Source organism: Pseudomonas sp. 32A, assembly GCF_052682255.1.
On record NZ_JBQYLY010000001.1, the window covers coordinates 2358569 to 2370182 of the forward strand.

Below are 11614 nucleotides of genomic sequence, written 5' to 3' on the forward strand. Positions count from 1 at the left end.
GATGGACAAGCCATTGCTGGAAATCCGCAACCTGCAGATTGAAGGGCATTACGAAGACACCTGGCATCCGTTGATCAAGGGCATCGACCTGACGTTGCAACGGGGCGAGGTGCTGGGGCTGATTGGTGAGTCTGGCGCGGGTAAATCAACCCTGGGCCTGGCGGCCATGGGCTTTGCCCGCGACGGTTGCCGCATCACCGGTGGCTCGGTGTGCTTTGACGGTATTCAGCTGTTGCAGGCCAAGCCCGAAGCGCTGCGCAAGCTGCGAGGACTGCGCATTGCCTACGTCGCGCAGAGCGCCGCCGCGTCGTTCAACCCGGCCCATCGGCTGATTGACCAGCATGTGGAAACCGCCGTGATCAATGGTGGCATCAGTCGCGCCCAGGCTGAACGCGAGGCGGTGGAGCTGTACCGCGTGCTGCGCCTGCCCAATCCGGAAACCATCGGCCAACGGTATCCGCACCAGGTCTCCGGTGGGCAACTGCAACGGGTGATGACCGCCATGGCGATGGCCAGCCACCCCGACCTGATCATCTTCGACGAACCTACCACCGCCCTCGACGTCACCACCCAGATCGAAGTGCTGGCGGCGATTCGCGATGCAGTGAAAACCTTCGGCAGCGCCGCACTGTATATCAGCCATGACCTGGCGGTGGTCGCACAGATGGCCGACCGCATCATGGTGCTGCGTCACGGCAAGCTGGTGGAGGAGGCCGAGACCCGCACCATGCTCAGTGCGCCGCAGCAGGACTACACCAAATCCCTATGGGCGGTACGCAGTTTTCGCACCGAGCCCAAGGCTTGTCCGCAGCAGCAGGTGCCGCTGCTGGAAGTGCGTCAGGTGTGCGCCAGCTACGGGCATCAGCCGGTGCTGCATGACGTGTCGATGAGCTTGCATCGCGGCCAGACGTTGGCGGTGATCGGTGAGTCCGGCAGCGGCAAAAGCTCCACCGCACGTGTGATTACCGGGTTGCTGCCGGCTACGGCGGGGCAGGTGCTGTATGACGGTGAAGCGTTGCCGGCGGACTTTCGTCGGCGCAGCAAGGAGCAGTTGCGGCGGATCCAGATGATCTACCAGATTCCCGATACCGCGCTGAACCCGCGCCAGCGCATCGTCGACATCATCGGCCGGCCGCTGACCTTCTACCTCGGCCTCAAGGGCAAGGCCATGCGCGCCCGGGTCGCTGAGTTGCTGGAGATGATCGAGCTGGACCCGGCCACCTTCATGGAGCGTCAGCCCCGTGAGCTGTCCGGCGGCCAGAAGCAGCGGATTTGTATCGCCCGCGCTTTGGCGGCCGATCCGCAATTGATCATCTGCGATGAAGTGACCTCGGCCCTGGATCAATTGGTGGCCGAAGGCGTGCTGAAGCTGCTCAACCGTATCCAGCAACAGTTGGGCGTGGCCTACCTGTTTATCACCCACGACGTGGCCACAGTGCGCGCCATCGCCGACGAAGTGGTGGTGATGCAGCGGGGCAGGGTGGTGGACCAGGGCAGCCGCAGCGCGATCTTCACCCCGCCGTATCAGGACTACACCGGCCTGCTGTTTTCATCGGAGCCGGAAATGGACCCCGACTGGCTCGACCATTTGCTGGCCGAACGGGCCGCGCTTACTTCTTGAGGAGTTTTTATGAAGGTGTTGATTGTCCATGCCCATCCCGAGCCGCAGTCGTTTACCGCGGCCTTGCGTGACCAGGCCATCGCCACCCTGCAAGCGCAGGGGCACGAGGTGCAGGTCAGTGATTTGTACGCGATGAACTGGAATCCCGTAGCCAGCGCCTCGGACTTCACCTCGCGGGAGAACCCCGACTATCTGGTGTATGCCCTGGAGCAGCGCCTGGGGGTGAAAAGCCAATCCATCGCGGCGGATATCCGGCAGGAGTTGGACAAGCTGCTGTGGGCCGATCTGCTGATCCTCAACTTCCCGATCTTCTGGTTCTCGGCGCCCGCGATGCTCAAGGGCTGGATTGACCGGGTGCTGGTGTCGGGGGTGTGTTACGGCGGCAAGCGGTTTTACGATCAGGGCGGGCTCGCGGGCAAGAAAGCGCTGGTCACGGTGACCCTCGGCGGACGCGAGCATATGTTTGGCGAGGGGGCGATTCATGGGCCGTTGGAGGACATGCTGCGGCCGATTCTGCGTGGCACGCTGGCGTATGTCGGGTTTGAAGTGCTCGAGCCGTTTGTGGCGTGGCATGTGCCGTATATCAGCGCCGAGGCTCGGCAGGATTTTCTGCACCGCTACCAGCAGCGATTGGAAGGGCTGGCGGATGACCAGCCGTTGGTGTTTCCCAAGCTCGAGCAGTTTGATGAGGCGCTGTACCCACTTTAGTCAAGTAAGTGAAGATCCAGCGTGGGAGCGGGCTTGCTCGCGAAAACGGTGTGCCAGTTGATGCATATGCTGGCTGAACCACCGCATTCGCGAGCAAGCCCGCTCCCACATTTGATCGTCATTATCAGGCGGGATTGTGTGCCCGCAGCCGCTCGGCAGCGCTGCGCAGCAACTGTTCGGTGCCATCCCAGCCCAGGCAGCCATCGGTGATCGACACGCCGTATTTCATCGACGGGCTCAACGGCTGGCAGCCTTCGAACAGGTGGCTCTCGATCATCATGCCGATCAGCGACGTGTCGCCCTGCAAGCGCTGCTCCAGCACGTCGTTGAACACTGCCGGTTGGCGCAGCGGGTCTTTGCCGCTGTTGGCGTGGCTGCAGTCGACCATGATCCGCGGCGCGACTTTGCTCTTGGCCAGGTCGGCGTGTATCTGGGCCACGCTCTGACGATCGTAGTTCGGCCCACGGTGGCCGCCGCGCAATACCAGATGGGTATCGGGGTTGCCCGGGGTCTGGATGATCGCCGGATGGCCCTGGCTGTCGACCCCGAAGTGGCGGTGCGGGTGCGCGGCGGAGCGCATGGCGTCACAGGCGATGGCGACGCCGCCGTCGGTGCCGTTCTTGAAGCCCACGGGCATGCCGAGGCCGCTGGCCATTTCGCGGTGGATCTGCGATTCGGTGGTGCGCGCGCCAATGGCGACCCAGCTCAGCAGGTCATCGAAGTAGCCGGCAGCCATCGGTTGCAGCAGCTCGGTGGCCACCGGCAGGCCCAGGCGCAGCATTTCACGCATCAGTTCCCGGGACAGGGTCAGGCCTGCGGCCATGTCGTCGCTGCCATCCAGGCGTGGGTCGTAGGCCAAGCCTTTCCAACCGATGGTGGTGCGGGGTTTTTCGACGTAGGCACGGATCACCAGCAGCATCTGGTCACTGACTTCATGGGCCAGTTTTTTCAGGTTGCGTGCGTATTCCATGGCCGATTCCGGGTCGTGGATCGAGCACGGGCCGACGATCACCAGCAGGCGTGAGTCTTCGCCCTGGAGAATGGCGCGCACGGCTTGGCGATGGGCGTGGATCTGTTCGTTGAGGAATGGGCTCAGGGGCAGTTGGTGCTTGAGCTCAAGGGCACTGGGCAAACGCTGGGTCAGCGCTTCATTGGCGCAGGACAGGGTTGAAACAGGCAGAGCGGCGATCGAGGCGTTCATATTCGGGCTTCCTGGGCAAGCGGCGGGCTGTTCCCGCGCGCTCTGCCCTACTGGGGTGTTCGACAATTGGCCGTATTGGCTACGTGTGTTGGCTTGCCACCAATAGGTGACCGATCGGAGGCGGCAGGCTGTCCCGAACGGAGCTTGCTAAATCGCCAGGCGGTGGAGGTGTCGTAGCGGTAACAGGTGGCGTAGTTCATGTCGTGAGTCCTTTAAGTGTTCGGTGTGTGGCAAAAATAATTAAGGGCTGAAAAAACAAAACCCCCGGTCGGGGAGCCGACCGGGGGTTAGATTTCTCTGGTAGGCGACCCCTTGAGTAGTGGGCGCCGATTTCAGGTATCAGGCGCGCCAGTGGCTAAACCAATACCCAAAATAAAAGCTGACCAGTGCGCTCAAACCGCTCACACGGGCAGCCACGACCGAGCGCTGGACGCTGGCAGCAGGGCAAACCTGAATGTGGGTGAGTTGCAGCATGGTGTGTCTCCAAATGATGGGGGGAGCTTAACTGAGGCGAGCGGGTGGATTCAATCAGTAATTTCTATTGAGTGTGGGTACTTACGGCTATGACCCAAGTGTCGATATGCTGCACGGACTTCACGATGATTGCCTGGATGCGACCATGACGGCCTTTACGATTGCTGCTGCCCAATCCATTTCCATTGCGGGCGACGTGCCCGTAAATATCGCGCGTCACTTGGCATTCATGCGCACGGCGGCAGAGCATGATGTGCAATTGCTGGTGTTTCCGGAACTGTCGCTGACGGGGTACGAACCAGCGTTGGCCGCCGGATTGGCGATTGCGCCTGACGATGAAGTAGTGGCGCCGCTGCGGGAGATGGCCCGTGAGTTGCGCATTACCGCGGTGGTGGGCATGCCGATTCGCCTGGGGGCCGCCAGTGAGGTGTTGATCGGCGCGCTGGTGCTGGGGCCGGACGGTTCGGTGTCGGTCTATACCAAGCAGCATCTGCATCCCGGTGAAGAAGCGGCCTTTGCTGCGGGGCAGGGCGGGGCCGCCCTTGAATGGGGTGGCGACCGGATTGCCCTGGCGGTCTGTGCAGACTTCTCCCACCCCAGCCACCCACGGCAGGCAGCCGAAGCCGGGGCGAACATCTACGCTGCGGGTGTGTTGATCAGCGAAGGCGGCTACGCTCCAGATACGACGTTGCTCCAAGGCTACGCGGCCGAGCATCAAATGCTGGTGCTGATGGCCAATCACGGTGGCCCGACCGGTGGCTGGACGTGCGCCGGACGCAGTGCCATCTGGGGCGCTGACGGCACTTTGATCGCAGCCGCCCCAGGTGTGGGCGATTTGTTGGTGATTGCACGTCGCAGCAGCGCTGGCCACTGGCACGGGGAACAGGTGGCGATTTAGGAGGCGCAGACACATGGCGTTTCAACTACAGGCTGCAACCAGCCAGCACCTGGCTTTCGCCCGAACCCTGACCCATCAGGCCATGGGCAACTATTATCGCCAATACGACTTGTCCTGGTCCGATGCCGGGTTCGATACCGCCTGGGCAGGTCGGGAAAATTGGTTGATCTGTCGCGATACCCAGGTGCTGGGTTTCATCAGCCTTAGTCGTGACCCAAAGGCGTTGTATATCCGCGAATTGCACATCCTTGAGGCGTTTCGTCATCAAGGGGCTGGCGGCTGGGTTATCGAGCAGATGGTGTACAAGGCGCGCGCGGAAGGGCTGGGTCTTTTACGGTTGACCGTTTTCAAGACCAACCCGGCGCGACGGCTGTATCAACGCAAGGGCCTGGAAATCGTAGATGCGGAGGATTGCTTCTGGCGCATGGAGCGCAATTGCCGGACGTGATCAGGTGCTAGTACTGCCGATTTTTGGAAAACAGGCACTTGGCTTTAATAAGCGCATACTGACTTCAAGAAATGACTTCCTGATCTTACCTTACGGTTTCGCCCTCAAGCGGGATGATCCCGTCCTTCATGCCCAACAGGACCGCGACCTTGTGGGCTTCTCCACGTCGTCCCTTTTTGCGCCCAGCGAGCACTTGATAGGTGGTTGCCGGGTCCACGCCATGCTCCCGGGCGAATTCTTGAACAGATTTTCCTTGATGTTCAAGCCAAGCCTTGGCTTGTGCAGCCGTACGAATTCCGGGCATAGTTCAAAACCGTTCAAGTTTGTTTAATAAAGAGATGAGAGTGTCACCTCTTGGGGTGTGCCAAATAGGATCATACATCCAAATGAGTGGAATCGGTTCGCGGTTACGGCAAGAAAGAGAGCGACTTGGCCTGTCACAGAAAACTTTTGGTGAAATAGGAGGCGTGGAAGCCAACGCGCAAGGCAAATATGAAAGTGGTGGACGGGCGCCCAAGGCGGACTATCTGTCACGGGTAGCTGAAAGAGGTGTCGATATCCTGTACGTGCTGACGGGCACGTCTACTCCTATTCAATTGGATAACCTTAGCCAGCTGGAGGAAAAAGTCCTGGGCAATTACCGGGCAATGTTAAAGGAGGATCAGGATGCAATCCGGCGATTGACCACTACGCTGGCCGAGCATTCAGCTTCATTGAATGGAAAAACAAAGCTACCCCTCCAGGAATCCTGACCTTTTTCTCAGAAAATTCGGCCGCCTACCGCCCGGTAGACGGCCCTTGTTCATTGAAACTCTATATATATGACGCTTGCGGCTAGGTCTGCGCCGTGGTTTTTTGCTAAGGTGTTCAGCAACCTATAAGACCATATCGCGAGGTGTCTGCTTGATTAGGGTGCTAGTAGTCGATGACCATGATCTCGTTCGTACAGGCATTACACGAATGCTGGCTGACATCGATGGCCTGCAAGTAGTCGGCCAGGCCGAGTCAGGGGAGGAATCCCTGATCAAGGCCCGGGAGTTGAAGCCCGATGTGGTTTTGATGGACGTCAAGATGCCCGGGATCGGCGGTCTTGGCGCCACTACGAAGTTGTTGCGCAGCCATCCGGATATCAAAGTCGTGGTAGTGACCGTGTGCGAGGAAGATCCTTTTCCTACACGGTTGCTACAAGCGGGCGCGGCTGGCTATCTGACAAAAGGCGCGGGATTGGCCGAGATGGTCCAGGCTATCCGCCTGGTATTTGCCGGCCAACGCTACATCAGCCCGCAGATTGCCCAGCAATTGGCGATCAAGTCGTTCCAGCCCACCAGCGACTCGCCGTTCGATGCGCTGTCGGAGCGGGAAATCCAGATCGCCCTGATGATTGTCGGCTGTCAGAAAGTCCAGTCGATCTCCGACAAGCTGTGCCTGTCGCCGAAAACCGTGAACACCTACCGTTATCGGATTTTCGAAAAGCTTTCCATCAGCAGTGATGTTGAATTGACCCTGCTGGCGGTACGCCACGGCATGGTAGATGCCAGCGCCTGAAATGACAGCTCCTGAAATAAAGGTCCAATTCGATCCGAGTGCGTTCCTTGCAACCTGCAGTGGCCGTCCCGGCGTGTATCGCATGTTCGACAGCGAAACGCGCCTGCTCTACGTCGGTAAAGCCAAGAACCTGAAGAGCCGCCTGGCGAGCTACTTCCGCAAGACCGGCCTGGCAACGAAGACGGCGGCACTGGTGGCGCGTATCGCCCAGGTGGAAACCACCATCACCGCCAATGAAACCGAGGCGCTGCTGCTTGAGCAGACGCTGATCAAGGAATGGCGGCCGCCCTACAACATCCTGCTGCGTGACGATAAGTCCTACCCGTACGTGTTTCTCTCGGACGGCGACTTTCCGCGCCTGAGCATCCATCGTGGCGCCAAGAAGCAGAAGGGCAAGTACTTCGGGCCTTACCCCAGCGCCGGCGCCATCCGCGAAAGCCTGAGCCTGCTGCAAAAGGCGTTTTTCGTGCGCCAGTGCGAAGACAGTTTCTACAAGAACCGCAACCGCCCGTGCCTGCAGTACCAGATCAAGCGCTGCAAGGCGCCGTGCGTGGGCTTGGTTGAGCCTGCGGAATACGCTGAGGACGTGCGCCACTCGGTAATGTTCCTTGAAGGCCGCAGCAACGCCCTGGCCGATGAACTGTCCGGCGCCATGGAGCAAGCGGCGAGTACCCTGGATTTCGAGCGTGCCGCCGAACTGCGCGACCAGATCTCCCTGCTGCGCCGCGTGCAGGACCAGCAGAGCATGGAAGGCGGCACCGGCGACGTCGACGTGATCGCCGCCTTCGTCAACCCGGGCGGCGCCTGTGTGCACCTGATCAGCGTGCGCGGCGGCCGGGTGCTGGGCAGCAAGAACTTCTTCCCCCAGACCGGTATAGAAGAGGAGGTCGCCGAAGTCATGGCGGCGTTCCTTGGCCAGTACTACGTCAGCAGCCCCGAGCGCGACCTGCCGAGCGAGCTGATCGTCAACGTGGTGCACGAGGACTTCCCGGCGCTGATCGAGGCGATTCATGAATTGCGCGGTCGCGAGCTGGACATCAGTCACCGCGTACGCGGCACCCGGGCCCGCTGGCAGCAACTGGCCGTGACCAATGCCGAACAGGCCCTGGGCGCACGCCTGGCCAACCGGCAGCACGTCGCCGCGCGGTTTGACGCTTTGGCCGAAGTCCTCAATCTCGACGAGCCGCCCCAGCGCCTCGAGTGCTACGACATCAGCCACTCCAGCGGCGAAGCCACGGTGGCTTCCTGCGTGGTGTTCGGGCCGGAAGGGCCGATCAAGTCCGATTACCGGCGTTACAACATCGAAGGCGTCACCCCGGGCGATGACTACGCCGCCATGCACCAGGCCCTGACCCGGCGCTTCAGCAAGCTGAAGGACGGCGAGGGCAAGCTGCCGGACATCCTGTTGGTGGACGGTGGCAAGGGCCAGCTGTCCATGGCCCGCGACGTGCTCAACGAACTGGCGGTGCCCGACCTGATCCTGCTCGGCGTGGCCAAGGGGGCCACCCGCAAGGCCGGCTTTGAAACCTTGTACTTGAATGATGCCGCCCATGAGTTCACTTTGAAGGGCGACTCCCCGGCGCTGCACCTTATCCAGCAGATCCGCGACGAAGCCCACCGTTTCGCCATCACCGGCCACCGCGCCCGACGTGGCAAGACCCGGCGTACCTCAACCCTGGAAGGGGTGGCGGGGGTAGGGCCGACACGGCGGCGGGACTTGTTGAAACATTTTGGTGGCTTGCAGGAGCTGTCCCGTGCCAGCATCGAAGAAATAGCCAAAGCTCCCGGTATCAGTAAAAAGCTCGCAGAGTTGATTTATGCAAATCTGCACAGCGAGTAGAATGCCTTCTCACCTCGTAGCCAGTTGTGCCGATGAATATCCCTAATCTGATCACCGTACTACGCGTCCTGCTCATTCCGATTTTCATTTTGCTGTTTTACCTGCCGTACGAATGGAGTTACATGGCATCCAGTTCGGTCTTCGCCTTCGCGGCTGCCACCGACTGGTTGGACGGCTACCTGGCCCGCCGCCTGGAGCAGAGCACGCCGTTTGGCGCGTTCCTGGACCCGGTGGCTGACAAACTGATGGTAGCCGTCGCCCTGGTGCTGCTGGTGCAGGAACACGGCAACCTCTGGCTGACCTTGCCGGCGGCTGTGATCATCGGTCGCGAGATCGTCGTCTCGGCCCTGCGGGAATGGATGGCCGAAATCGGCGCCCGTGCCCACGTGGCCGTGTCCAACATGGGCAAATGGAAAACCGCGGCGCAGATGCTTGCCCTGGTGATCCTGCTGGCCAACCCGTCGGATTTCTCCTTCTGGGTATTGCTGGGCTACGCCTTGCTGCTGATCGCCGCGGGCCTGACCTTGTGGTCCATGCTGCAATATTTGCGCGCCGCCTGGCCGCATCTGCGCACTGAGGTTGAAAAGAAATAAAACTTTTTTGAATCAAGGGGTTGACGGGTGATGAGGATTCTATAGAATGCGCATCACCAAGACGCGGGAATAGCTCAGTTGGTAGAGCACGACCTTGCCAAGGTCGGGGTCGCGAGTTCGAGTCTCGTTTCCCGCTCCAAATATTGCGCTGCAGAGTTCCAGTGAATTCTGTAAGTGATTGAAATCAGGACCTTCGGGTCCTTTTTTCGTTCCGGCGGGAACCACTGAAATCCAGCACTATCCGGTGCGTTTAAGTCCAGGTTTGAGTCCAGGATTCTGATGAGCACTGAATCGGTTTATTGCTGGAGCAGATTGTGTAGCGAGATGAGCATCTGGCCCTGACTCTGTTCAGGAGCTCGCGATGGCACTCTCAGAAATGTCTATTCGGCACGCCCGGGTCACGGGCAGTGATTACACCCTTGGTGACAGTGATGGCCTCACACTTAATGTGACGGCCAGCGGCGGAAAAATCTGGCTTTTCCGTTACTACTGGGCGGGCAAGCAAAAGCGCATGTCCCTAGGTAGCTACCCGCAAATTGGGCTTAAAGAAGCTCGTAGCCGCCGTGATGAAGCACGTGCCTTGGTTGCCCAGCGGATCAATCCCTATGTGCACCGTAAAGAGCAGCGCCGTGCTGTTCGTCTTGCGACAGAGCATACCTTCGAGGCGATATTCAATCAGTGGGTGGAGTTCCGCAGACTGAGCCTGAAGGAGGGCCGCCAAAGCACGCTTTCGCAAATCTTGAGAATCTTCAATAAAGACGTCCTGCCCACACTGGGTGGACGGTCTATCTACGATATCAATCGTCACGATCTGCTGGATTTGCTAAGCAGGATCGAACAGCGCAAGGCTTTAACGACAGCCGAAAAATGTCGGACCTGGTTCAACCAATTGTTCCGATATGCGCTGGTGAAGGTCGAGGGGCTGGAACACAATCCGGCTTCAGACCTCGATGTTGTAGCACTCCCCAAACCGCCTGTTACACACAATCCATTTCTTCGTATGGACGAGCTCCCGGGATTGATGGTTGCTCTTCGAAACTACGGTGGTGCGAACCAAACTCGGCTTGGCCTTCGGCTGTTGTTGCTGACCGGTGTCCGTACGGGCGAGTTACGGTTGGCAACACCCAATCAGTTCGATCTGGAGAAGCGCTTGTGGGTCATACCAGCGGAAGTAGTGAAACAACTCCAGTTAGCGATGCGAAAACCTGGGAAACAGGCCCAAAATGTACCGCCCTACATCGTCCCGCTGTCGGTTCAGGCGCTTGAGATAGTGCGGTACATGCTTGATCAGGTTGTCCCCGCGCAACGTTATTTATTTGCGCACCGTAGTGACCTTAGCAAGCGCATCAGCGAGAACACTCTGAATGGCGCGTTACGTCGGATGGGGTACGCTGATCAACTCACCGGTCATGGGATGAGGGCGACGATCTCGACGGCGCTGAACGAGATCGGGTACCCGAAGGTGTGGGTAGATGCTCAACTTTCTCATGCGGATCCGGACAAGGTTAGTGCGGCCTACAATCACGCGGAATATGTCGAGCAGCGCCGGACCATGATGCAGGACTGGGCGAATCGTCTGGATCTTTGGGGGCAGGGCCAGCTGAAAGCGGCAAGCTCTACGCTGACTATTCGTTTAGAGGGCGCAGCTTCGCTGCCGTTACTGGAAAACGCGAAGGGAAATGCCGTTCTCTACAGCAGCTTTCCACCGGCGACCGCCCCAGTGGCGATGCTTGACAGTCGCGAGAATGCCCCGATGGGGGCCGGCCGATTGCCTGTCGTGGCCGCTCCGATACGGACTGAAAAAGCTCTCAACTCTCACATGTCTGACATCCAGTCTGAACGCGCGGAAATGTTGGCCACGTTTGAGGCTTCGAGTAACTTGCCGTTGCTGGTTTTCGCCAGACTGGCCGGCAAATCGCGTGATCAGATCAATCGCGATATCAAGGCTCGGCGTCTGCTGTCTCTGAGCCTGGGGAATCGCGGTCAGCGCATTCCCGATTGGCAGCTTGATCCATTGCGGTACAAATTAGTTCTCGCGGTGCTGATGCAGTCTCCGGATGCGGATTCATGGAAGCTTTATCGCACCCTTTGTAAGCCTCATGAGCGACTAAAAGGTCGTTCGCCAATTGATGTGCTCACTCTGGAGAATTTCGACATTACTGCACGGATCGTTTGCACTGCCTTGGGCTCACGCTGAGGGGCTGCCTTCGAGCGGTGACAACGGATATTGCCGCTCGCTTAAGTGCGTCTGGCAAGAGTTACTTCTGAATGCGTGGAATTCACAAG

At 59.4% G+C, this 11614-nt stretch carries 12 protein-coding genes and 1 tRNA gene; 10 read left to right on the top strand and 3 right to left on the bottom strand.

The window, feature by feature from the left end:
• Window position 1 precedes the first annotated feature (1 nt).
• The gene (locus ACUN0G_RS10830) at window positions 2–1621 is read left to right on the top strand and encodes an ABC transporter ATP-binding protein (RefSeq protein ID WP_445573350.1); all 1620 of its coding nucleotides are present in this window, start codon (window positions 2–4) and stop codon (window positions 1619–1621) included.
• Between the two features lie 9 nt (window positions 1622–1630).
• Window positions 1631–2329 (top strand): NAD(P)H-dependent oxidoreductase, encoded by a 699-nt coding sequence (locus ACUN0G_RS10835; protein WP_445573351.1) that lies wholly within the window; start codon window positions 1631–1633, stop codon window positions 2327–2329.
• Between the two features lie 124 nt (window positions 2330–2453).
• Here the strand turns inward: ACUN0G_RS10835 and ACUN0G_RS10840 are convergent, their stop codons facing one another.
• Window positions 2454–3530 carry a 3-deoxy-7-phosphoheptulonate synthase gene (locus tag ACUN0G_RS10840; RefSeq protein WP_445573352.1) on the bottom strand — a complete coding sequence of 359 codons (1077 nt, stop codon included), beginning with the start codon at window positions 3528–3530 and terminating at the stop codon, window positions 2454–2456.
• A 339-nt stretch (window positions 3531–3869) separates the two neighbouring features.
• On the bottom strand, window positions 3870–4004 hold the full coding sequence (locus ACUN0G_RS10845) for a hypothetical protein (RefSeq protein ID WP_256344006.1): 135 nt from the start codon (window positions 4002–4004) through the stop codon (window positions 3870–3872).
• Window positions 4005–4149: 145 nt separating this feature from the next.
• Here ACUN0G_RS10845 and ACUN0G_RS10850 point away from each other — a divergent pair, with 145 nt between their 5' ends.
• Entirely contained in the window at window positions 4150–4902 is a 753-nt protein-coding gene (locus ACUN0G_RS10850; RefSeq protein WP_445573353.1) for a carbon-nitrogen hydrolase family protein, read from the top strand.
• A gap of 13 nt (window positions 4903–4915) precedes the next feature.
• The gene (locus tag ACUN0G_RS10855) at window positions 4916–5350 is read left to right on the top strand and encodes a GNAT family N-acetyltransferase (RefSeq protein ID WP_177071612.1); all 435 of its coding nucleotides are present in this window, start codon (window positions 4916–4918) and stop codon (window positions 5348–5350) included.
• 85 nt (window positions 5351–5435) lie between these two features.
• Here the strand turns inward: ACUN0G_RS10855 and ACUN0G_RS10860 are convergent, their stop codons facing one another.
• The gene (locus tag ACUN0G_RS10860; RefSeq protein WP_421523977.1) at window positions 5436–5654 is read right to left on the bottom strand and encodes a DNA-binding protein; all 219 of its coding nucleotides are present in this window, start codon (window positions 5652–5654) and stop codon (window positions 5436–5438) included.
• Between the two features lie 82 nt (window positions 5655–5736).
• On the opposite strand from ACUN0G_RS10860, the gene ACUN0G_RS10865 reads away from it, so the two are divergent.
• From ACUN0G_RS10865 to ACUN0G_RS10890, 6 genes are all read left to right on the top strand, one after another.
• A complete protein-coding gene (locus ACUN0G_RS10865) occupies window positions 5737–6102 on the top strand; it encodes a helix-turn-helix domain-containing protein (RefSeq protein ID WP_177040175.1) in 366 nt (121 codons plus the stop codon).
• 151 nt (window positions 6103–6253) lie between these two features.
• Window positions 6254–6895, top strand: coding sequence for a response regulator transcription factor GacA (gene gacA / locus ACUN0G_RS10870; protein WP_008436066.1), 642 nt, complete (start codon window positions 6254–6256; stop codon window positions 6893–6895).
• A gap of 1 nt (window position 6896) precedes the next feature.
• Window positions 6897–8735 carry an excinuclease ABC subunit UvrC gene (gene uvrC, locus ACUN0G_RS10875; protein WP_445573354.1) on the top strand — a complete coding sequence of 613 codons (1839 nt, stop codon included), beginning with the start codon at window positions 6897–6899 and terminating at the stop codon, window positions 8733–8735.
• 32 nt (window positions 8736–8767) lie between these two features.
• The gene (gene pgsA / locus ACUN0G_RS10880; RefSeq protein WP_003208929.1) at window positions 8768–9328 is read left to right on the top strand and encodes a CDP-diacylglycerol--glycerol-3-phosphate 3-phosphatidyltransferase; all 561 of its coding nucleotides are present in this window, start codon (window positions 8768–8770) and stop codon (window positions 9326–9328) included.
• Window positions 9329–9391: 63 nt separating this feature from the next.
• Window positions 9392–9467: transfer RNA gene (locus tag ACUN0G_RS10885), tRNA-Gly, on the top strand.
• A gap of 222 nt (window positions 9468–9689) precedes the next feature.
• Window positions 9690–11525, top strand: coding sequence for a tyrosine-type recombinase/integrase (locus ACUN0G_RS10890; protein WP_445573355.1), 1836 nt, complete (start codon window positions 9690–9692; stop codon window positions 11523–11525).
• Window positions 11526–11614 lie beyond the last annotated feature (89 nt).